General features: G+C 50.4%; 21 protein-coding genes. 17 read left to right on the top strand and 4 right to left on the bottom strand.

The annotated features are described in order from the left end of the window. The 4 genes from ACFQ1T_RS11585 to ACFQ1T_RS11570 all read left to right on the top strand — a co-directional run bounded on the left by ACFQ1T_RS11585 (position 1) and on the right by ACFQ1T_RS11570 (position 3,738). Complete coding sequence (locus ACFQ1T_RS11585) at positions 1-930, top strand: GNAT family N-acetyltransferase (RefSeq protein WP_379076777.1); 930 nt, start codon at positions 1-3, stop codon at positions 928-930. Beyond that, the gene (locus tag ACFQ1T_RS11580) at positions 927-1,685 is read left to right on the top strand and encodes a class I SAM-dependent methyltransferase (RefSeq protein ID WP_275354908.1); all 759 of its coding nucleotides are present in this window, start codon (positions 927-929) and stop codon (positions 1,683-1,685) included. Before ACFQ1T_RS11585 ends, ACFQ1T_RS11580 begins: the two co-directional genes overlap by 4 nt. A gap of 2 nt (positions 1,686-1,687) precedes the next feature. Continuing rightward, a complete protein-coding gene (locus ACFQ1T_RS11575; protein ID WP_379076773.1) occupies positions 1,688-3,142 on the top strand; it encodes an FAD-binding protein in 1,455 nt (484 codons plus the stop codon). Positions 3,143-3,327: 185 nt separating this feature from the next. After that, positions 3,328-3,738 (top strand): sugar 3,4-ketoisomerase, encoded by a 411-nt coding sequence (locus ACFQ1T_RS11570; RefSeq protein WP_275354910.1) that lies wholly within the window; start codon positions 3,328-3,330, stop codon positions 3,736-3,738. 87 nt (positions 3,739-3,825) lie between these two features. Here the strand turns inward: ACFQ1T_RS11570 and ACFQ1T_RS11565 are convergent, their stop codons facing one another. Further along, entirely contained in the window at positions 3,826-4,677 is an 852-nt protein-coding gene (locus ACFQ1T_RS11565) for a 2OG-Fe(II) oxygenase (RefSeq protein ID WP_313988796.1), read from the bottom strand. A 413-nt stretch (positions 4,678-5,090) separates the two neighbouring features. Between ACFQ1T_RS11565 and ACFQ1T_RS11560 the strand changes: the two genes are divergently transcribed. The 3 genes from ACFQ1T_RS11560 to ACFQ1T_RS11550 all read left to right on the top strand — a co-directional run bounded on the left by ACFQ1T_RS11560 (position 5,091) and on the right by ACFQ1T_RS11550 (position 8,276). Beyond that, complete coding sequence (locus ACFQ1T_RS11560; protein WP_313988799.1) at positions 5,091-5,891, top strand: flagellin N-terminal helical domain-containing protein; 801 nt, start codon at positions 5,091-5,093, stop codon at positions 5,889-5,891. Positions 5,892-6,136: 245 nt separating this feature from the next. Further along, positions 6,137-7,240 carry a DegT/DnrJ/EryC1/StrS family aminotransferase gene (locus tag ACFQ1T_RS11555; protein WP_379076769.1) on the top strand — a complete coding sequence of 368 codons (1,104 nt, stop codon included), beginning with the start codon at positions 6,137-6,139 and terminating at the stop codon, positions 7,238-7,240. A gap of 235 nt (positions 7,241-7,475) precedes the next feature. After that, entirely contained in the window at positions 7,476-8,276 is an 801-nt protein-coding gene (locus ACFQ1T_RS11550) for a flagellin N-terminal helical domain-containing protein (RefSeq protein ID WP_313988804.1), read from the top strand. Positions 8,277-8,419: 143 nt separating this feature from the next. Here ACFQ1T_RS11550 and ACFQ1T_RS11545 read toward each other — a convergent pair whose 3' ends face one another. Further along, positions 8,420-8,665 (bottom strand): hypothetical protein, encoded by a 246-nt coding sequence (locus ACFQ1T_RS11545; protein ID WP_379076765.1) that lies wholly within the window; start codon positions 8,663-8,665, stop codon positions 8,420-8,422. A 429-nt stretch (positions 8,666-9,094) separates the two neighbouring features. Between ACFQ1T_RS11545 and ACFQ1T_RS11540 the strand changes: the two genes are divergently transcribed. From ACFQ1T_RS11540 to ACFQ1T_RS11510, 7 genes are all read left to right on the top strand, one after another. Further along, positions 9,095-9,895, top strand: a complete 801-nt coding sequence (locus tag ACFQ1T_RS11540) for a flagellin N-terminal helical domain-containing protein (RefSeq protein ID WP_275354917.1) — start codon at positions 9,095-9,097, stop codon at positions 9,893-9,895. 73 nt (positions 9,896-9,968) lie between these two features. After that, positions 9,969-10,316 carry a flagellar protein FlaG gene (locus tag ACFQ1T_RS11535; RefSeq protein WP_194746937.1) on the top strand — a complete coding sequence of 116 codons (348 nt, stop codon included), beginning with the start codon at positions 9,969-9,971 and terminating at the stop codon, positions 10,314-10,316. 30 nt (positions 10,317-10,346) lie between these two features. Continuing rightward, positions 10,347-12,035, top strand: coding sequence for a flagellar filament capping protein FliD (gene fliD, locus ACFQ1T_RS11530; RefSeq protein ID WP_275354919.1), 1,689 nt, complete (start codon positions 10,347-10,349; stop codon positions 12,033-12,035). Between the two features lie 24 nt (positions 12,036-12,059). Then, positions 12,060-12,548 carry a flagellar export chaperone FliS gene (gene fliS / locus ACFQ1T_RS11525; RefSeq protein ID WP_275354920.1) on the top strand — a complete coding sequence of 163 codons (489 nt, stop codon included), beginning with the start codon at positions 12,060-12,062 and terminating at the stop codon, positions 12,546-12,548. A 1-nt stretch (position 12,549) separates the two neighbouring features. Continuing rightward, entirely contained in the window at positions 12,550-12,882 is a 333-nt protein-coding gene (locus ACFQ1T_RS11520; protein WP_194746935.1) for a flagellar protein FliT, read from the top strand. Further along, positions 12,883-14,019 carry a flagellar hook-length control protein FliK gene (gene fliK, locus ACFQ1T_RS11515; RefSeq protein WP_379076759.1) on the top strand — a complete coding sequence of 379 codons (1,137 nt, stop codon included), beginning with the start codon at positions 12,883-12,885 and terminating at the stop codon, positions 14,017-14,019. Further along, positions 14,006-14,284, top strand: coding sequence for an EscU/YscU/HrcU family type III secretion system export apparatus switch protein (locus ACFQ1T_RS11510; RefSeq protein ID WP_194746933.1), 279 nt, complete (start codon positions 14,006-14,008; stop codon positions 14,282-14,284). Before fliK ends, ACFQ1T_RS11510 begins: the two co-directional genes overlap by 14 nt. Before the next feature lie 73 nt (positions 14,285-14,357). Here the strand turns inward: ACFQ1T_RS11510 and ACFQ1T_RS11505 are convergent, their stop codons facing one another. Both ACFQ1T_RS11505 and fliE read right to left on the bottom strand, forming a co-directional pair. Continuing rightward, positions 14,358-15,953, bottom strand: a complete 1,596-nt coding sequence (locus ACFQ1T_RS11505; RefSeq protein WP_379076756.1) for a tetratricopeptide repeat protein — start codon at positions 15,951-15,953, stop codon at positions 14,358-14,360. Positions 15,954-16,017: 64 nt separating this feature from the next. Continuing rightward, positions 16,018-16,383 (bottom strand): flagellar hook-basal body complex protein FliE, encoded by a 366-nt coding sequence (gene fliE / locus ACFQ1T_RS11500; protein WP_194746931.1) that lies wholly within the window; start codon positions 16,381-16,383, stop codon positions 16,018-16,020. A 276-nt stretch (positions 16,384-16,659) separates the two neighbouring features. Between fliE and fliF the strand changes: the two genes are divergently transcribed. The 3 genes from fliF to ACFQ1T_RS11485 are packed head-to-tail and all read left to right on the top strand — an operon-like array spanning position 16,660 to position 20,073. Then, positions 16,660-18,381 (top strand): flagellar basal-body MS-ring/collar protein FliF, encoded by a 1,722-nt coding sequence (gene fliF, locus ACFQ1T_RS11495; protein WP_194746930.1) that lies wholly within the window; start codon positions 16,660-16,662, stop codon positions 18,379-18,381. Between the two features lie 3 nt (positions 18,382-18,384). Beyond that, positions 18,385-19,380 carry a flagellar motor switch protein FliG gene (gene fliG, locus ACFQ1T_RS11490; protein ID WP_275354926.1) on the top strand — a complete coding sequence of 332 codons (996 nt, stop codon included), beginning with the start codon at positions 18,385-18,387 and terminating at the stop codon, positions 19,378-19,380. A gap of 24 nt (positions 19,381-19,404) precedes the next feature. Then, complete coding sequence (locus ACFQ1T_RS11485) at positions 19,405-20,073, top strand: flagellar assembly protein FliH (RefSeq protein ID WP_194746928.1); 669 nt, start codon at positions 19,405-19,407, stop codon at positions 20,071-20,073. Positions 20,074-20,100: the final 27 nt, after the last annotated feature.

The following is a 20,100-nucleotide window of genomic DNA, read 5'->3' as shown; positions in this document are numbered from 1 at the left end:
ATGGATATTCGGACTTATCAGCAACAGCATGTGGCATGGGACCAGTTTTTGGCACAGAGCCGGAATGGGGCCTTCTTTTTCAAAAGAGGCTACATGGATTATCACGCTGACCGTTTTCAGGATGCTTCTTTGTGGATAGAGAAGGAAGGGCAAGTACTTGCCATGTTGCCGGCGAGCCGCGACGGTGACACCATCGTCAGCCATGGCGGTTTGAGTTTTGGCGGTTTGGTCATGAGTGCACGTCTGGGGGCGGCAGATGTAAAAGCCCTGTTTGAGCAGTTACGTGATTACTGGGCGGCCATGGGGATTAAAAAGCTTATTTATAAGCCTATTCCACATATTTATCACAGCATGCCCAGTGAAGAGGATTTGTATGCCTTGTTTAGATTAGGTGCCAGGACCATGCGAGTGGATGTATCAACCACCATTATGCAGGAGTCACGTTTGCGCTTATCAAAAGGTCGTAAGCATGCATTGTCCAAAGCGGCTAAAGCAGGGGTCACGATTAGAAAAAGTGACGACTACGCTAGTTGTTGGCAGATACTCACTGATAATTTGCAAGCGCGACATGGCACCAGTCCCACGCACAGCCTGCAAGAGATCTCGCTGCTAGCCAGCCGCTGTCCTGAAATCAGCTTGTATATGGCCTATCTACATGAGCAGCCGATTGCCGGAGTCGTTATGTTCGATTTTGGCCGGGTTGCGCACACGCAATACATTGCGCCTAGTCAGGTGGCAAGAGAGGTGGGGGCGGTAGACTTACTACTGGAAACGCTCATCAGCGAAGTCTACGCAGATAAGCCCTATTTTAATTTTGGCATTTCTACCTGCCACAATGGCTTAAGTTTTAATGAAGGCTTATGTGCGCAAAAGGAAATGTTTGGTGGTCGCACGACAACCTTGCAATGGCTGGAAATGGATTGTATATGATGCATGATGACCAACGTAAACAAGCGATCTCGGCTTATGAGCAAGCGTACAGCGCCAGCGATTTTGAAGTGATTCAGGCGCGCTATCGTAAAAAACTCTTGCTAGAGTTGTTTGAAAAATATCAACCCAAACATGTGCTGGAGGTCGGCTGCGGTTGGGATACGATTGCGAATCACTGGCAAGGCTTTGAAAGCCTGACCGTCGTTGAGCCTGGCCCGCAGTTTGCAGAAAAAGCCAGAAAAGATACTGCCCAATTAGCAGGTGCACAGGTGATCGAGGCGTTTCTTGAAAGCAGCCATCTGGGCAAACCTGACCCGGCATATGATTTGATCCTGCTGAGCAGCCTGTTGCATGAGGTGCCAGATGCGAAGGCATTATTGGCTAGTGCCAAAGCATTGGCAGGTCAAAATACAGTGATTCATATCAATGTGCCGAATGCGTTGTCTATGCACCGCCTGCTAGCTGTGGAGATGGGGTTGATGGATAGCGTCTATGCCCAGTCTGCACTGCAAAAATCATTTAATCAGCCACGTATTTTTGATTTAAAACAATTAAAAGTATTGGCGAAAGAACTAGGATTACAAGTGCTTGAGGCAGGTTCTTTTTTGGTGAAACCATTTACCCATCACCAAATGATGACCCTGATGCAACAAGGCTTGCTGACGCAGGAAATGCTGGATGGCTTGTGGCAATTGGCGCGGCATTTTCCTGAAAACGGCTCTGAAATTTATGTCAATCTCAAACTTGAGGACTGAAAATGGATACTAAAACAACGGTGATTGTAGGGAATGCTTTAGCTGGAATGGTCGCGGCATTAGAGTTGGCGCGCCAAGGCAAAAAGGTGACCTTGGTCAATCCTGGTGGACCATTGGGCGGTTACTTTGCCGGACTGGAGATTGATGGCGTGATGTTTGATGCGGGTTTAGTCAAGTTTGAGCTGGATGGCTATCTTTCGCAAAACAGTACCTTAGCCAGCTATAACCCCAAGCTACGTAATGATGTGGGCCGCTTTATGAATATCGTGCATGCCTGGGCCCTGCAGTATGCGCCATTACATCAGTTTGACATGCCAAAAATGTGGTTGCAGAACAAGGCTTACGATGATGTGGTATTGAGTAATAGCTACCATACCTTTAGTCAATTGCCTTTTGCCCAGCAAAGTATTCAAGAGTTGCAGCAATTACCTGCTGCAGAGATTCATGCGCGCGAAAAATCCAATGGTGCCCGTTACCATACGCTGGATTACCTGACCGCTTCCCTTGCCAATCATGGTAAAGCCATGCATGACCATATCATTGCTCCTTACCTGATGAAGGCACAAGGCGTGACAGCCGACAAAATGCTGGCACGTTATCATCGTGTCGCCTGGTTACCACTCTTCTACCCCGAGACATTGCTGGCTAGTTTTCAGGGAAAAGCGGTGCCCCTGCAACCCACCGTATTTCACTATCCCAAGCAAGGGGCGGTCGGTGGCATCTGCCGTCAAGTCAAACAACAAGTACTCAGTCATCCCAATATCACCTATGTACAACAAGCGATACAAACGGTAGAAAAAAATGACGGTGGATGGCGGTTACAGTTGGGTGAGGGGGCCGTGAGTGGTCCTATTGAAGGTGGCCATTTGGTCTGGACCGGTGCGCCAGCAGCGTTGCTCAAGGCACTGGGGAAACAGCCTACCATGGTGCAAGAGATTAAATCGCCGATTGCAGTGCTATTTCTGCGCATTAAAAAAGCGGACATCCGTGATGTGTATACGATTTTGCATGTTCTGGATATGGATAAATGCGCTTATCGGATTACAAATCAGACGGCATGTGCTGATCAACAAGACGAAGATATGAATATTGTGGTTGAGTTTAACCAGAATTATTTCAAACAGTTGTACGGTGAGAATGATTCGGACGCATTCATCGTTGAGAAATTACTGGCCGAACTGGCGGCCATGAACATGATTGCGGCAGATGCCCAACCTCTGATTGCTGCCATCAAACGTATCCCGGGTGGATTTTTGGTACCAGATCAGGCGGCACGGGATGCTTGGGAGCAAGATCAGCAAACCGTGGCAGCACTGCATCCTGAGATTGCTTTACTCGCAATGTCGAGCGGCTTTTTTGCCACCTCACTTAACGATCAGGTGATTCAAGGGTTGTACTATGCAGAAACCCGCCTGGACGCAGAAGTTGAAACAGTCAAGGAAACACTGCCTGCCTGAATCTCAAGTCACTGACTCGCCACAGATTCTGGTGGCGAGCAATTTGATATGCCTTATTTGGCTGTGAGGCGAGCCTGTCACCTTACTGATGATAAATGCTGCCTTTTCCAGGCTTTATTAGTTGAATTAATTCGTGCATGCCTATCGTATAGTGGGTTGAGTTACGAGATAGAGCAGGTGTGTGTATGCCACTAGAACATTGCAGAATTATTGAGTTGCCTAAAATCCATGACCCGCATGGCAACCTCACATTTATTGAAAGTGATAATCAAATCCCATTCGCGATTCAGCGCGTCTACCATGTGTATGATGTGCCGGGCGGGGCCGAGCGCGGCGGGCATGCGCACAAGAATCTGCATCAGTTTATTGTCGCCATGTCTGGTAGTTTTGATATCACCCTGGATGATGGCAAGGATAAGAAAAAATTTCATTTAGCCCGTTCTTATTATGGCTTGTATATCTGTCCTATGATTTGGCGTGAAATTGATAATTTTTCTTCAGGTTCAGTATTAATGTGCCTGGCCTCAGAAAAATATGACGAAACTGATTATTTCCGGCGTTATGATGAGTTTATGCGCGCGCGCTGGGCTGCTTGAGATCACCGTTTTATCCCGTTTTTGAAGTGGGCATATAAAAAGGCGCATCATTGATCTGATGCGCCTTTGTTTTTTATACGTGAATCACTATGTGCCCGAGTGGCTCACAGTGGTTGCAGTCGTGACAGGTTGTGCTGGTTGTTTGACCGGCTTTTTGTTTTGGCGGTAGACCTGGCCAGAGGTCGATACATTGGCGCGCATTCTAATCAGCTCAGCAATCTCTGCATTTTCCTTCTGCTCTTCTCTAGGGGCAAATAAAGCTCTGCCTCTAGGGTCAGCATCGACAGGGGGTTCGCACAGGTAATAGACGGCCAGGCTCTTGCGATAGATACCATAAGGCTGCGTCAGGGGGCGGCTCATGCCATGCCAGGAGTTCTGGGTGGTATCAAAAATCACGGCCCGGTTAAATTTGGGGCAGACTTCTTTGATCAGTTCACCTGGCTGGTTTTGTTCAGCGTCGTGACTCCACAAACCCAAATGGCCGCCATGGTAAGCCTTCAGTTGTTCAGAGACGTAGATAATGATGTTGATTTTGCGTTGCAAGCCCAGTTTGGGGTGAATGGAGTAATCCAGGTGCGGATTCAGGTTGCCTCCGGTGCCGTGAATATGCCAGCCGCCACCATGCAACCCGTTATCAGCATACAACTGGGTGCCGACAATTTCGGACAGTTTGTCTATCACGGGTGCTGAGTTCAGAGTTTGAAACAGGGCATAGGTCAGAGCAGGGAAGGCATTCCAGTCATTTAAGGCCTTTTTATCTTCAATCTGGTTTTGGTAGCAAAACCAGCGCGAAGAGTCATACTCGGGAAATTCACGTGCAACCTTTTTCACCAGGTCAGGATTCAGGAAGTTATCGATCACGGCATGACGAAAGGGCTTTGCATCCTCAAAATGTTGCATTCCTTTGGTCAGTTGATTCAAATCCAGAAACGATTGCATGAAAATCCCCCTTCGCATTCATTGAGCGTGTTATGTATTTATATCGGACGCACAAGCAATTTATTAAGGCGAATACGCATGTATTTATGCGCTAATTTTTGTAGATGCAGTACCGACCTTGGGTGGTGGCGCAGTGCGACAAGGTCTTAGCGTTTTAGCGCATGAATCAGCGCGCAGGGATATCTCTAGAAATAGTGGCAAAACCACGTTCTATTCAATGAAATCAAATATGCGGGGCTGCGATAAAGTGATTCTTAACTTGACGCAACGTTCTTACTATTACGGTCAGCATTTGCTTAACTTGAGTAATAACGTGCGAAATCAGATTAATTTAAAACAGATTTGAAGAGCTTGAGTGTGGCATGAATACTTAACATGAAGCTCGATATTTTTGTACATTAAGGAGGCTTAACATGGCTGCAGTCATTAATACCAATATTTCATCATTAAATGCCCAGCGCAATTTAAATGCATCTCAAGCTGGTTTGAATCAATCCATACAGCGTTTGTCTTCAGGGCTGCGCGTTAACAGTGCCAAAGATGATGCGGCCGGGTTGGCGATTGCAACACGCATGGACTCTCAAGTCCGTGGCAATGATGTGGCAATTCGCAACTCCAATGATGCAATTTCCTACCTGCAAGTGACCGAAGGTGGTTTGTCGAAAGCGACTGATGTGCTGCAGCGTATGCGTGAGTTGGCGGTGCAGGCAGCCAACGGCAGCTACGGTAGCGGTGATCGTGCCAATCTGGACACGGAATTTACGCAGTTGACTGCGGAGCTAACCCGCTTGAGCACCTCCACCCAGTTTAACGGTTTGAACGTATTTGGCGGTCCAGGCTATACCTTCCAGATTGGTTCTGGCTCTGCGGATACTTTGCAAGTCAGTTCCGTGACCGCAGCTTCCATCACTGGTAATGTGCAAACCGCCTCAGCAGCAACGGCTGCGATTACAGCCATTGATGCGCAACTGGATTCAGTGAATACGTCACGTGCGAGTCTGGGTGCGTACCAGAACCGCTTTGAAGCGGTAATCAGCAGCTTGCAAGTGAATATCGAAAATGTGTCCGCGGCGAAATCCCGGATTATGGATGCAGACTTTGCGTCAGAAACTGCGAAGATGACCCGTAACCAGATTCTGCAACAAGCTGGCACGGCGATGCTGGCCCAGGCCAACCAGTTGCCTAACAGCGTCATGTCACTGATTAAAGGGTAGTCTTTCAGCAGCTTTCTTGGTGTATATGTTTACAGGTCGTGGGCTTTTGTCTAGGCAAAAGCTCACGACCTCTTCATTTCTGGATCATCTCATCAACACACCAGTTCTCTATCGTTCAGGATAGGCCGGTAAAACCGGTTTTGTTTTTTTCAATTTAAAGTTTCCAGATGCGATATAGTTAACGCAATCTTTGCGGTAACACGCGCGATCCCTGTTGCTGGGATGTTGATAATTGGATGCCAAACATGATTCCTTTCCTTGATCTCAAAGCCGCTTATGACGAATTGTCGCCTGACCTTGAGACTGCCCTGTTAAGGGCTACCCGTTCTGGCTGGTATATCGGTGGCGAAGAAGTGGAGGCCTTTGAAGCCCAGTTTGCCGCCTATACTGGTGCACCATATTGTGTCGGCGTGGGCAATGGCCTCGATGCACTGACCTTGGCCTTGCGCGCTATGGATGTGGGGGTGGGGGATGAGGTGATTGTCCCCTCCCATACTTATATTGCGACCTGGTTGGCGGTGAGCGCGGTCGGTGCCACTGTGGTCCCTGTCGAGCCTACTGAGGGGCAGTTCAATATTGATGTTGCCGCCATTCAGGCAAAAATCACAGCTAAAACCAAAGTTATTTTGCCGGTGCATTTATATGGTATCCCGGCAGACATGGAAGCCATTTGTGCATTAGCCAAACAGCATGGCTTGCTGGTGTTGGAGGATGCTGCGCAAGCGCATGGCGCTGCCGTCAGGGGTAAACGGATAGGTACGCATGGGGATGCGGTCGCATGGAGCTTTTACCCGGGCAAGAATTTGGGGGCTTTGGGCGATGGTGGGGCAGTCACCACAAGGCATGAGCATCTCGCCCAACGTATATGCGCGCTTGGCAATTATGGCTCAGCCGTCAAATATTACAATCTGGAGCCTGGCGTGAATAGTCGCCTGGATCCCTTGCAAGCCGCCGTGCTGTCAGTCAAGCTGGCTGCGCTGGATGAGTGGAATACACGCAGGCAGGCATTGGCGCAGCGCTATCTTGAGGGTTTGCAAGGCTTGCCTTTGCAATTGCCGGTTTCTCCAGCCTGGGCCAATACTATCTGGCATTTGTTTGTGATCGCAACGCCACAACGCGATGCCTTGCAAACCTGGTTGCAGGCGCATGGGGTGCAAACCCTGATTCATTATCCCGTCCCGCCACATTTGCAACAGGCTTATCAGTCGCTCGGTTGGCAAGCAGGTGATTTTCCGTGTGCCGAGCGTTATGCCAATCAAGTGCTGAGTTTGCCCATGGGCCCGCAACTCTCAGTCACGGCTGTTGACCAGGTGATTGAGCTGGTACAGCAGTTTTTCGGAGCGCAGTGAGACTGTCTCACGCATCGCCTCGTTTAAAGTTTTTCCGAGTAGGGTCGTAAAGAGTGTCAAGTGCATGATCTTCCCAACAGAAATTTAAAGTGCATGATTAAAGAAATTTCTGGCGAAGTCGATAAAAGTAATAACAACGCTGAATAGCAAACACGAAGTCAAAAAGTGGATCAACGTTGATATGACATGCCGATTTGACACTAACTACACATAGGACTCTGAAGGAGACTAAAACATGGCTTCTGTAATTAATACCAACATTGCATCCCTGAATGCACAGCGTAACCTCAATGCTTCACAAACAGGCTTGAATCAATCGATTCAGCGTTTATCTTCTGGCTTGCGTATCAATAGCGCCAAAGATGATGCAGCGGGCATGGCGATTGCCACTCGCATGGACTCCCAAATTCGTGGCAATGAAGTTGCGATTCGTAACTCAAACGACGCGATTTCTTACCTGCAAGTGACAGAAGGTGGTTTGTCCAAAGCGACAGACGCCTTGCAACGTATGCGTGAACTGGCCGTGCAGGCAGCCAACGGCAGCTATGGTTCTGGCGACCGTACTAACCTGAACACAGAGTTTACACAACTGACTTCAGAATTAACCCGCTTGAGTACATCTACCCAGTTTAACGGTTTGAATGTATTTGGCGGTTCAGGTTACACCTTCCAGATTGGTTCTGGCTCTGCAGACACCTTGCAAGTGAGTGCAGTGACTGCGGCTTCTGTGACTGGCAGTGTTGCCACCGTTTCAGATGCGACCGCAGCGATTACTGCGATTGATGCGCAACTGGATGCGGTGAACACTTCACGTGCCAGCTTGGGTGCCTACCAAAACCGTTTTGATGCCGTTGTGAGCAGCCTGCAAGTGAACGTGGAAAATATTTCTGCAGCGAAATCCCGGATTACGGATGCAGACTTCGCGTCAGAAACTGCGAAGATGACCCGTAACCAGATTCTGCAACAAGCAGGCACAGCAATGCTGGCCCAAGCCAACCAGTTGCCTAACAGTGTCATGAGCTTGCTCAGAGGCTAAGTTTTCTCGAGGCTTTCAAACCATGGCGAGCATTTGTTTAGACAAGTGCTCGCTTTTCTTTTTTTAGCCACCAGCATTGTCAGTCAGTACCTGGCTCCGCATCCTGCGGTTGCCTGTCTAACTCAACAGCATAATCCCTTGCCCTAGCGTGTCGCAACATGCGCATTGCAGGCTTGTCCTGCGGATGCATCATGGCGATGATCGACAGGCGACTTGCCTTCGTTTTCCTTCTTCATTTCATGAACCACAATACGACAGTCAATTCGATAAGCTTCTGAAAATAAAAAGAATACCTTTATTTTCACCTCTGATTTCAACGTACTCCATCTCTCAGTGAGCGCCTGTGCGACTTTGAAGATAAGCAGGTAAAAACGTCGTTGTTTAGCCAAATTATGCTGGCTTGGTTACGGTAAAGTAGGCATGTTGGTGTACCGCTAACTCACTTGAGTGCAGCGGGCACAAAATGAGTTCATGGAGACTGCAGGACTGAAGGAAATTACACGGGATTTTTCGCAAGAATAGACCAAGTTGTGCTAACGCGATGACCATGCTGACACCGGCATGGTAGCCATGTTGCACGGCTTGAATTTGCCATGAATGATTTGATATTAAAGTTTTTCCGAGAGGAGTCGTAAATAGTTTCAAGTGCATGATCTACCCAACAGAAATTTAAAGTGCAGCATTAAAGAAATTTCTGGCGAGGTCGATAAAAGTAATAACAACGCTGAATAGCAAACACGTAGTCGCAAGTGAATCAACGTTGATATGACATGCCCATTTGACACTCATTGGATATACGACTCTAAAGGAGATTTAACATGGCTTCTGTAATTAATACCAATATTGCATCTCTGAATGCACAGCGTAACCTGAATGCTTCACAAACAGGCTTGAATCAATCGATTCAGCGTTTGTCTTCCGGCTTGCGTATCAATAGCGCTAAAGATGATGCAGCGGGGATGGCGATTGCCACTCGCATGGACTCCCAAATTCGTGGTAGTGATGTTGCGATTCGTAACTCAAACGACGCGATTTCTTACCTGCAAGTGACAGAAGGTGGTTTGTCCAAAGCGACAGACGCCCTGCAACGTATGCGTGAACTGGCCGTGCAGGCAGCCAACGGCAGCTATGGTTCTGGTGACCGTGCCAACCTGAACACAGAGTTTACACAGCTGACTTCAGAATTATCCCGCTTGAGTACATCTACCCAGTTTAACGGTTTGAATGTATTTGGCGGTTCAGGCTACACCTTCCAGATTGGTTCTGGTTCTGCAGATACCTTGCAGGTGAGCGCAGTGACTGCGGCATCTATTAGCGGCAACGTGTCCACTGTTTCAGATGCGACTGCAGCGATTACCGCGATTGATGCGCAACTGGATGCGGTGAACACTTCACGTGCCAGCCTGGGTGCCTACCAAAACCGTTTTGAAGCCGTTGTGAGCAGCCTGCAAGTGAACGTGGAAAACATTTCTGCAGCGAAATCCCGGATTACGGATGCAGACTTCGCGTCAGAAACTGCGAAGATGACCCGTAACCAGATTCTGCAACAAGCAGGCACAGCAATGCTGGCCCAAGCCAACCAGTTGCCTAACAGTGTCATGAGCTTGCTGAGAGGTTAATTGTTCAGACACTTGAATCATATCCACAGAGGCATCCCTCTGTGGATTTTAGGCTAAGCAGAGGAGCAGCATCATGACTCAATCTATGGATGGTGTTGGCGGTAACCGCACATTAACAGGTGTGCCTGCAGTAAATAGCTTGAAGCTGGTGAAGTATGCAGAAGCCAGCGGCGAGCAAAAACCTGTCGAAGCGATGGATAAAGCCACTTTGACCGGGGCGGTAAAAAAACTGAATGACTATGTGGCGCCTGCGCTGCAAACCATACAGTTTTCGATTGATGATGACACAGACCGTATCGTCGTGAAAGTGGTCGACACCGAGACACAGAAGGTGCTCAGGCAAATCCCAAATGAGGAGGTGCTGGCCATTAGCAAGACGCTGGACAAATTAAGAGGCCTAGTCATTCGTCAAACGGTGTGATGAATTGTGATTGTATTTGGAGACTAGATTATGGCATCAATTGTAAGCTCAACGGGCTCATCAGGGTTACCTATTGACTCTCTTGTCAGTGCCATGATGACGTCTGCCCAGCAGCCGATTACCCAGATCAAGACGCAAGTCTCTACTTACAATGCCAAACTCTCTGCGTACGGTACGTTGAAAAGTGGATTGAGTACCTTCCAAACAGCTTTGGATGGTCTGTCTAGTGCCGGCAAGTTTAATGCGCAATCCGTGACGCTCACCGATTCAAACAGTATCAGCGCGACTGCAAATGGTAGCGCTACCAATGGCAACCACAGCATTTCGGTGAGCCAGCTGGCGACTTCACAACGTATTACCACGTCTGCTTATAGCGATGCCAGTACCACTTTTGGTACCGGGAGCCTGAAGATTTCCTTTGGTACTTATACCCCAGCCAACGGTAGTACGGCAGCTTCTTTTACTGCGAATAGCAGCAAAAATGCGATTACGGTCAATATCGACAGTAGCAACAATACCCTGTCCGGTATCCGTGATGCCATTAACGCACAAAATGCTTCTGTCACGGCTTCTATTGTCAATGACGGTACTGGTAACCGCCTGGTGATCACTTCCATGGACACTGGTGCAGCCAATAGTCTGAAGATTGATGTCACGGATAACGATGGCAACAATACCGACGGTAGCGGCTTGTCCACCTTTGCTTATGACCCGACCGCCTCCAGTGGCAGTGGTAAAAACTTAAGTGAGCTTCAGGCTGCTCAAAATGCGTTATTGACTGTTGATGGGTTGAGCATCAGTAAGGCGAGTAACACCATTACTGATGTGATTGAGGGCGTGACCTTAAACCTGAAGGCGGTCACCAGCACGCCTAATGCAATGACGATTGCGACGGACAATAGCGCGATTAAAAGTTCTGTACAGAGCTTTGTCGATGCCTACAATAAACTGAATACCAGTCTGCGTAGCCTCACAAAGTTCGTTGATGGCGGATCTTCTGCCAATGGCCCTTTGCTGGGTGACTCGGTGGCACGTGACGTGTCAGTGAAACTCGGATTAATGATGTCCCGCATCTCTCCTACGGCCAGTACCTACCGTACCTTGAGTGATATTGGCGTCACCGTGGGCGATGGCGGAGTCATGACGCTGGACGATACCAAGTTTCAGAAAGCGATGGCGAATAGCCCTTCCGATGTGGCGAAAATTTTTTCACCTTCGGCAAGCAGTACCGATCCATTGGTCAGCTTTGTCAGCAGTGGGGATAAAACAGTTTCTGGCACCTATGCCGTCAATATCTCACAAGCGGGGAGCAGCTCACAAGATGTGGCTGGTACCCTGAATGGTGTGAATGCGATTGGCAGTGGTAATACCCTGACCGGCGCGTTTGGTCAGAATAGTGCAGGTTTGAAACTCAGTATTTTAGGCGCGGCGACTGGAGACCGTGGCACGGTGACTTTCAACCGCGGCCTAATCGGGGAGTTTAGTAGCATGCTTGATAGCTGGCTGGACTCCGATGCTGCGTTGGCCACCAGGACAGACGGTTTGCAGTCGTCTATTAAATCATTGAATAAAAAAGCCGATGACTTGAGCGCCAAGCTGCCAAGTCTTGAAGCAAGTTATCGTGCCCAGTACGCAAAACTGGACGCATTACTCAGCAGCATGCAAACCCAGAGCAGTGCGTTGACACAACAATTGAGTGCAATAAGCAAAAATAGCTAATCGCGGAATATTATCAGGAGAATCATGATGTTTGGATCGAAACAATCTGGCATTAATGCCTACGCCAAAGTAGGTTTGGAAACCGGCGTCGTGGATGCCAGTCCGCTCAAGCTGACGATCATGCTTTACGAAGGCGCTGTAACTGCCTGCATCCGCGCGCAGCAAGCGATTCAAAAGCAGGATATTCCGCAAAAAGGTGAATATATATCCAAAGCCATTTCCATCATTGAAAGCGGTTTGCGTACCAGTTTGAACAAACGTGCAGGGGGCGAGGTTGCCCTCAATCTGGACCAGTTGTATGAATACATGATCCGTACACTCATGCAAGCGAGCCTGCGTCAGGATAGTAGTAAAGTTTATGAAGTTCAGCAGTTGCTCATGGAGTTGAAAGGCGCCTGGGAAACGCTGGAAAAATCGGGGATGAGCCGCCTTGCACAACAGAATGCCTTGGAAAACTCGGCGATCGCAGAAAAAGCACAGGCGTATCAACATTTGGCCATGGCCGGGGCCTGATATGTCCAAGGCGCTGATTAATACTTATGAGTCTGCTGCCAAAATCATGGCGCAGATGCTGCTGGCCGCTCAGCAAAATGCCTGGGAAAAAGTGACAGAGCTGGAGCAGTCTTACATGCTCAAGATCGAAGTGATCAAAGCGCTGGAACAAACCTTGCGTTTACAATCCGAGCAACTGACACAGGCGCAGCACTTGCGCAAACAGGAGTTGGTGCAGAAAATTTTGGCCGATGATGGCGAGATCCGTAATTTGCTGTATCCCGTCATGCATCGTATTACCGATATGATTTTTGATGCGCAGCTACATGCACGCACCCCACCGGATGTGATTTAGATGATTCCTATCCCGCAAGTCCTCTCACAACGTTTCATTACCAGTGAAACTGAGAACTTGCGTGCGGTCACTTCCATCATGCCGGTGGAAGGTACCCAGGCCGAAGCCCCTTTATGGGAACGCATGCGTCCAGGCATGCAGTTTACCGGACTGATTTTGCAAAAAGACACCGCTCAAAAAGGCGCAGGCAATGCCGACCTGGCTGCTTTTAAAGTGCAAATCCAGTTACCCAACCAGCCACCCATGGTGGTGCAGATGCAATTACCCGCTTACTTGTCGCAACAGCAAACACTGAACATGCAGTTTATGGGGCTGGCACAAGGCCAGGGCAAAGACGCCGAGGGTTATCCGCAAGTGCGCTGGGGTGTGCAGTCTTCCGCGGCGGGGACGTCACGGCTGTCGACAGCTGGGTTGCTGGCAGAGACGCCACATGCAGACAACCCCGCTACTATGCAAAGTCTGGTACAGAATGCGGCCGGGCAATCGAGTCTGGTCGAGTTAAGCTCTCCCGCCAGAAATCTACAGCGCTGGCTGGATGCCAGCCCGTTTCAGTCGCAATCTGCCGTCTTGCAGTCACAAACCGTGGTCAGCAACAGCCCGCAAAAGCCGCAAGTGCTGGCGCAAGATCTCAAGCATGCGCTGGATAGCTCGGGCTTGTTCTATGAGTCTCACCTGAAAGAGGCGACGCTGGGCACCCGGCCCTGGCATCAGCTACTGCAAGAGCCGCAAAACAAACCTCACTTTGTACCGCCGGAGATGGTGTCGCAACAGTTACAGGTGCTGGAACAACAGCGTGTGATTTGGCATGGTGAAGTCTGGCCCGGCCAGATGATGGAGTGGCAGGTCAGTGAGCGCAAAAATTCCCAGCAGTCTAGCGAAGATCCGACCTTAAACAGTTTGTTTAGCAATTTGAAATTGCAGCTGCCAAGGCTGGGCGAGGTGGCTGTAAGAATCACGCTGGCTAACGGGCGCTTTAGTGTACGTGTACAGCCCACGGATGCAGCGAGCCTCAAGGAAATGCAATCTGGCCGCAGTACGCTGGCCATGAATCTGCAAGCTTCTGGCGTGAAGCTGGATTCCTTGCAAATCGTGCGTGAAGAAATCGCGCAGCACAGGCCGCAATATGCAGCAGGATAAGCCTTATACCCAATCTGCCGTGGCCCTGGCTTACGAAGCCGGGGATTTGGCGCCACGCGTGGTGGCCAAAGGCAATGGTCTGCTCGCACAACGCATCATTGCCCTGGCGCAAGAACACGAAGTCTATGTGCATGAGTCACAAGCCATGCTCAACCTGCTCATGCAGGTCGAACTCGATGCCCATATTCCCCCGCAGCTGTACCAGGCGATTGCTGAAATTCTGGCCTGGTTATACAAGCTGGAACAAGGGCAGGCCGACCATTAAACTGGCCAGTCTCAGATAGAGACTTTGTCGCAGTAACATTGCCGCATCTTGTTTTGCCAGAGAGTTACTGCGTCTACGCTTTTTCTGCAATCACTTCTGCCAGCGCCTGTTTGACGTCTGTAATGACACTTGTCCAATCATGGTCATGCGCTCTGAACAGTCTGGCCGAGGGGTACCACGGACTGTCTTCGCGTGCGAGCAGCCAGCGGAAGTCTGGTGGGTCAGGTAACAATATCCATACCGGTTTGTGCATGGCGCCAGCCAGATGTGCGACGGACGTATCTACTGAAATAATCAGATCCATGCGTGCGATGAGCGCAGCGGTATCGCTAAAATCCTCTAGTTCGGCCTGGTGCTGCGTGAGTTGTGGTAGCCCGCTTAACGCAGCCTGGTCAGTATCGCGAACTTCTTTTTGCAGGCTATGAAAACTCGCATCCAGTGCCAGCAACGGCGCCAGCTGCGCTAGCGGAATACTGCGGTAACGATCTTTCTGATGCGTGGTGGATCCTGACCAGACCAGGCCTACCCGTAATCTGTTCTGACTAGTCATCTGCAGACGGCTTACCTTGTCAGGCGCGGCAAACAGGTAAGGGGTGTGCTGAGGCAGATTGCCGAGCTCTGTCTTGAAGACATATGGCAAGCTCATGAGCGAACAATGGTAATCATAGTCCTGATACGCGGTGCCTGCAGCAATCAGTAAATAGTCTGGCCCCAGTGAGCGCAACAAGGGAATCAGGCTCGCTTGCGCTTCAATAATGACCTGTGCACCCAAGGCGGCGACCAGTTTGGCGTAGCGTATAAACTGGATGGTATCGCCCAGCCCCTGTTCGGCGTAAAGCAAGATACGTTTGCCTTGCAGGGATTGTTCGCCGGTCCACATCGGTTGCACACAGACCGCACGGCGTCCCCTGGGCAGATGTGGCGCATGTTTGCCACTTTCGTACATGGCCCAGCCTTGCGCATAATCACCTGTGAGCAACTGGAATAATGCCAGATTCCAGTGCAAGGTCGGGTTGTTTGGCTCCAGTGCCAGCGCCTGACGATAACAGTCGCTGGCCATGTCAATGTCCAGCATATCCAGATACAGGTTGGCCAGATTAAGGTAAAACAACGCGTTCTGCTGATCGTCTAGCGGGATTTGCTGATAGCTGGCCAAGGCCTCATGATGGCGGCCAAGCACGTGTAAGATGCTGCCTCGGCACAATAAGGCCGGTGCCAGCGTGGGTGCATAGCAGACCAGTTGGTTTGCACTGAGCAAGGCTTCTTCATAGCGGCCGAGCCGACTCAGGATCAGGCTTTTGCTGTGCAAGGCGGCAACGCAAGCCGGGTTTAACTGTAAAGCAAATTCATGATGGGCGAGCGAAAACTCAAATTGCTCTAATTCAAACAGCAAGTTGCCGCATTCGATAAGTGTGGGTTCATGCTCAGGCGCAAGATGCAGGGCCTGGTTAAAACAGTGCAGGGCCTGCGGGGCATTTTTTTGCTGCTTGAACAGCATCCCCTTTTGAAACCAGGCTTGAACATTCGCGGGGTTGCTGGCTAACACGGCGTCAGGTGACTCGTGGCTGGCGGTACTGCCTGATGGCCGCAATACTGGCGTGCCATTGAGTCGCATCAGCGGGGCAGAGGGGGTGTGTTGTATCAAGCCAGCCACGGGTTGAGCCTGCATTGTTCTTTTCTCACTGTTAAAACGGACTGATGGTCTGGCCCAGTCGCCAGCTGGCTAGTTAAGCCTAGACTTGCATATTCATCATGTCCTGATAGGCGGTGACCAGTTTGTTGCGGACTTGCACTGTGGCCTGAAAGGCGATATTCGCTTTTTGCCCGGAGATCATGACATCAGACAGGCTGACATTGTCATTTCCCATGGCAAAATCCTTGCCCATTTGTTCGGCCTGCAATTGCATATTGTTGACCTGGTCCAGAGAGGATTTCAGCGCATCACTAAAGCTCACTTGTGTCGTCGGGCTTGCCTGGGGCGGCTTGGCGACAGGATTGGCAATAGCACTGTTGCCCAGACCTTCTGGTTTTTGAGCCGCCGCCCGTAATTGCGCCAGCATGGAGGAGATGCGTTGTGCATCAATACCGCCTGCGTTCATAGGTGTCTCCTTTCATCCTGTACTCGTTTCGTGGGGGAGGCCATCACCTCTTATCTCATGGTGAGCACTGTAACATTGCGCCAGCTGGACTGCTTTGCAAAATAGGCAACATTAATCCGTCTTATTTGCTGATTTGAATAGGCAGGGTCAGCGCATAATGTGATCCATGTGAAAGTGTCCTGACAGGATATTGAAGTTCAAAAGAGGTGGCAGCATGACCGGCAATCAACAGGCCGGGAGGCAGGTCACTGCAAGTAGGTAATATTGGAGGTTCAGATGGCTGCTGATGCTGCCTTATTAACAACAAGCAATGAGTCTGGCGGAGCGTCCAACATGTTTGGGCAGCTCGGACAAAAGTTAATGCTGGTCGCCGGGATTGCTGCCGTGGTCGCGGTGATGGTGGTGTTCTGGCTGTGGAGTCAGAAGCCGGATTACCGGGTGTTGTTCTCCAACTTTGCTGACAAGGATGGCGGTGCCATCGTCGCCGAGTTGGATAAATTGAATATCCCTTATCAATTTGCCGATGGTGGTGGTGCCATTCTGGTGCCTGCTGACATGGTGCATCAGGCACGTTTGAAACTGGCGGCACAAGGTCTGCCCAAAGGCGGCAACATCGGCTTTGAACTGCTGGAAAACCAGAAATTTGGCGTGTCTCAGTTTGTTGAGCAGGTAAACTTTCAACGCGGCCTTGAGGGCGAGCTGGAACGCAGTATCCAGTCTATCTCTGCCGTGCAGGCTGCTCGTATCCATCTGGCGATTCCCAAGCCCAGCGTGTTTGTGCGCGAGCAACAATACCCAACCGCTTCTGTGCTGCTCAATCTGCACAATGGCCGCCGGTTAGACGCACAACAAGTGGGTGCCGTCGTGCATCTGGTGGCAAGCAGTGTGCCTAACCTGTCTGCCGATCACGTCACCGTGGTCGATCAAAACGGCAATTTGCTGTCTGACAACGCCAATAAGCTCAAGCAAAGTGGCCTAGACCCAGAGCAGATGGCCTACGTGGAGAATATGCAAAACAGCATTGCTCGCCGCGTGGAATCCATTATTACGCCTATCGTCGGTGCGAAAAATGTGCACGCCGAAACCAGCGCCGAGATTGACTTCTCGATGACAGAACAGGCCAACGAGTCCTATAAACCCAACACCAAGCCGGATGACATGGCGATTCGCAGTGCGCAAAGCCATGAGACGCAAAATACCGGCGCCAACAACGGCGCGGTGCCTGGTGCTTTGTCTAACCAGCCGCCTGCAGATGCGACTGCTCCGATCAATGCCCCTGGTGCGCAGGGTCAAGGGGAAAATGCTGCGCCTGCTGCTGCCCCAACCCCACCACAAAATACGCAAAAAGATACCACCACTAACTACGAGCTGGACAAGACTGTGAGCTATATCCAGCAGGCCAAGGGCGGCATCAAGCGCCTGCATGTGGCGGTGGTGGTCAATCACATCCCAGTCGTGGATAGCACCGGTAAAACGACTTACCGTGCACTGACAGCAGCCGAGAAGCAGCAGGTAAGCGACCTGGCAATGCAGGCCATGGGCTACAACAAAGAGCGTGGCGATACTATCTCTGTGGTGAATACCCCGTTTGTGGCCGAAGCACAGGAAAAACTGGTTGAGCCACCGCTGTGGAAGGACCCTGTCATGATTGAGTATGGTAAAGATGCCTTGCGCTTCCTGGCTGGCGTGGTGGTGTTGATGATGATTTATAAAAAATTGCTCAAGCCGATGGCCACCAAACTGACTGGCGCGGATAAAAAACAACTGGCTGTGACTGCGGCACAAAACGCGGCAGCAGGCGGTGAAGCGGTTGCCGGCGCGGCAGGCAGTGCAGCTGAAGGTGAAGATGCACTGGTCACCTTGAGTGGCGATCCTCCTGCGTTAACGGGCGATGATGGCCGGATGGATCAAACCTTGCTGGCCGTGAAGCAGGTGGCCAAAGAAAACCCACGCATGGTCGCGAATGTGGTTTCCAGCTGGGCGACTGCGGAGAAATAAACCATGACTGAAGGCTTGACTAAAAGCGCGATTTTGATGCTTGCCCTCGGTGAAGACGAAGCGGCGGAGGTGATGAAGTATTTGTCACCCAAAGAGGTACAGCGGCTGGGCATTGTCATGGCCTCAATGAAGCCGGTGCCACGTGAAGAGGTAACTGAAGTGCTGGAGTCCTTTATGGTCGACTTTGCCGGCAGCAGTGACTTCGGTCTGGATTCGGACGCCTATATCCGCTCGGTTCTGATCAAAGCTTTTGGCGATGACAAAGCCTCCAATCTGTTAAGCCGGATTCCGCAATCGCAAGATGCCGCGGGGATTGAAAGCCTGAAGTGGATGGATGCCTTCAGCGTGTCCGAGTTTATCAAGAATGAGCATCCACAGATTATCGCGACCATCTTGTCACATCTGGAGGCAGACCAGGCCGCAGAAATTCTGGGGCATTTTACTGACCGTTTACGTCAGGATGTGATTTTGCGGATTGCCACGCTCGACAGCATTAAACCGGCCGCGCTCAAAGAGCTCAATGAAGGCATGATGAAAATGCTGTCAGGCAATGAAAACCTGAAGCGTCAGCCGATAGGTGGCGTAAAAACCGCGGCTGAAATCATGAACTACCTGAGTGGCGACAACGAGGCCAAATTGATGGAAGGCCTCAAAAGCTATGATGACAATATGGCGCAGGAGATCATGGACCAGATGTTTGTGTTTGACAATATTCTGGAAATTGACGACAAAGGCATTCAAACGCTGCTGCGTGAGGTGCAATCTGATATGTTGATTGTGGCTTTGAAGGGAACCTCTGATGAAATGAAAGAGAAGTTCCTGCGCAATATGTCTTCGCGTGCAGCCGATATGATGCGTGAAGACATGGAAAGCCGTGGTCCGGTCAAGCTGTCTGAGGTTGAAGCACAGCAAAAACAAATTCTGCAAATTGTGCGCAGGCTGGCCGATGAAGGCCAGATCATGCTGGCTGCCAAAGGCGATGGCGAGCAATATGTTTAAATCCAGTCAGTGTAAGGAAGCATAATGGTGGCTGCAGCAATCCCAAAAGAACAAATGAGTGCCTATCAGCGCTGGGAGATGGCCAGTTTTGATGATGCTAATAGCAGTGAGAGCGTGCGTCGCAAACAGGCACAGGCCGATGAAGCCGCGCGCACGGTCACTGAAATTCTCAAGCAAGTCCGCCAGGAAGCCTATGAAGAAGGGTTCAAGATTGGTTATGGCGATGGCATGCAGCACGCGCAGGCACAACTGGAAAACGAACGTGGTCAGTTGTTGCAAATGGCGCAGAGTTTCCAGCAGGCGCTGGCGTTTCAGGATAGCCATGTTGCCGAGTCTGTTTTGAGCCTGGCGCTGGATCTGGCCAAAGCCATGATGAAAACCAAGCTGCAGGCTGATCCGCAGGCGGTGCTCCCGGTCGTGCTGGATGCCATGCACTATTTGCCCCAAGTCAGACAGCCCGCGCGCCTGATTGTGCATCCGGATGATGCGCAGGTGCTACGCAGTCATATCGGCGACACACTCAAAGAGCAAGGCTGGCAAATTGTGGAAGAGTTGCAAGTCGAACGTGGCGGTTGCCTGGTTGAAACGGCAGATAACCAGATTGATGCCAGCAATGAGGTCCGCTGGAAACGTCTGGTACAAGGGCTGTCACGCTATGATGACTGGCATAAACCTGCCTCCACCCACGAATAAGTTTTTCACTTTCTAGTTTAAGCCTAC

The sequence above is a fragment of the Methylophilus glucosoxydans genome, assembly GCF_042676145.1.
In the GTDB taxonomy this organism is placed as follows: Bacteria; Pseudomonadota; Gammaproteobacteria; order Burkholderiales; family Methylophilaceae; genus Methylophilus; species Methylophilus glucosoxydans.
The sequence above is the reverse complement of the archived record's forward strand: the minus strand, read 5'-3'. Positions and strand labels throughout refer to the sequence as shown.

Excerpts from the sequence above, each read along its gene's own strand:
- fliD (WP_275354919.1), top strand. The coding sequence starts at position 10,347 with ATGGCATCAATTGTAAGCTCAACGGGCTCATCAGGGTTACCTATTGAC.
- fliS (WP_275354920.1), top strand. The coding sequence starts at position 12,060 with ATGATGTTTGGATCGAAACAATCTGGCATTAATGCCTACGCCAAAGTA.
- ACFQ1T_RS11575 (WP_379076773.1), top strand. The coding sequence starts at position 1,688 with ATGGATACTAAAACAACGGTGATTGTAGGGAATGCTTTAGCTGGAATG.
- fliG (WP_275354926.1), top strand. The coding sequence starts at position 18,385 with ATGACTGAAGGCTTGACTAAAAGCGCGATTTTGATGCTTGCCCTCGGT.
- ACFQ1T_RS11505 (WP_379076756.1), bottom strand. The coding sequence starts at position 15,953 with ATGCAGGCTCAACCCGTGGCTGGCTTGATACAACACACCCCCTCTGCC.
- ACFQ1T_RS11585 (WP_379076777.1), top strand. The coding sequence starts at position 1 with ATGGATATTCGGACTTATCAGCAACAGCATGTGGCATGGGACCAGTTT.
- ACFQ1T_RS11485 (WP_194746928.1), top strand. The coding sequence starts at position 19,405 with ATGGTGGCTGCAGCAATCCCAAAAGAACAAATGAGTGCCTATCAGCGC.
- fliF (WP_194746930.1), top strand. The coding sequence starts at position 16,660 with ATGGCTGCTGATGCTGCCTTATTAACAACAAGCAATGAGTCTGGCGGA.
- fliE (WP_194746931.1), bottom strand. The coding sequence starts at position 16,383 with ATGAACGCAGGCGGTATTGATGCACAACGCATCTCCTCCATGCTGGCG.
- ACFQ1T_RS11565 (WP_313988796.1), bottom strand. The coding sequence starts at position 4,677 with ATGCAATCGTTTCTGGATTTGAATCAACTGACCAAAGGAATGCAACAT.
- ACFQ1T_RS11540 (WP_275354917.1), top strand. The coding sequence starts at position 9,095 with ATGGCTTCTGTAATTAATACCAATATTGCATCTCTGAATGCACAGCGT.
- ACFQ1T_RS11560 (WP_313988799.1), top strand. The coding sequence starts at position 5,091 with ATGGCTGCAGTCATTAATACCAATATTTCATCATTAAATGCCCAGCGC.
- fliK (WP_379076759.1), top strand. The coding sequence starts at position 12,883 with ATGATTCCTATCCCGCAAGTCCTCTCACAACGTTTCATTACCAGTGAA.
- ACFQ1T_RS11580 (WP_275354908.1), top strand. The coding sequence starts at position 927 with ATGATGCATGATGACCAACGTAAACAAGCGATCTCGGCTTATGAGCAA.
- ACFQ1T_RS11570 (WP_275354910.1), top strand. The coding sequence starts at position 3,328 with ATGCCACTAGAACATTGCAGAATTATTGAGTTGCCTAAAATCCATGAC.
- ACFQ1T_RS11520 (WP_194746935.1), top strand. The coding sequence starts at position 12,550 with ATGTCCAAGGCGCTGATTAATACTTATGAGTCTGCTGCCAAAATCATG.
- ACFQ1T_RS11535 (WP_194746937.1), top strand. The coding sequence starts at position 9,969 with ATGACTCAATCTATGGATGGTGTTGGCGGTAACCGCACATTAACAGGT.
- ACFQ1T_RS11550 (WP_313988804.1), top strand. The coding sequence starts at position 7,476 with ATGGCTTCTGTAATTAATACCAACATTGCATCCCTGAATGCACAGCGT.
- ACFQ1T_RS11555 (WP_379076769.1), top strand. The coding sequence starts at position 6,137 with ATGATTCCTTTCCTTGATCTCAAAGCCGCTTATGACGAATTGTCGCCT.
- ACFQ1T_RS11510 (WP_194746933.1), top strand. The coding sequence starts at position 14,006 with ATGCAGCAGGATAAGCCTTATACCCAATCTGCCGTGGCCCTGGCTTAC.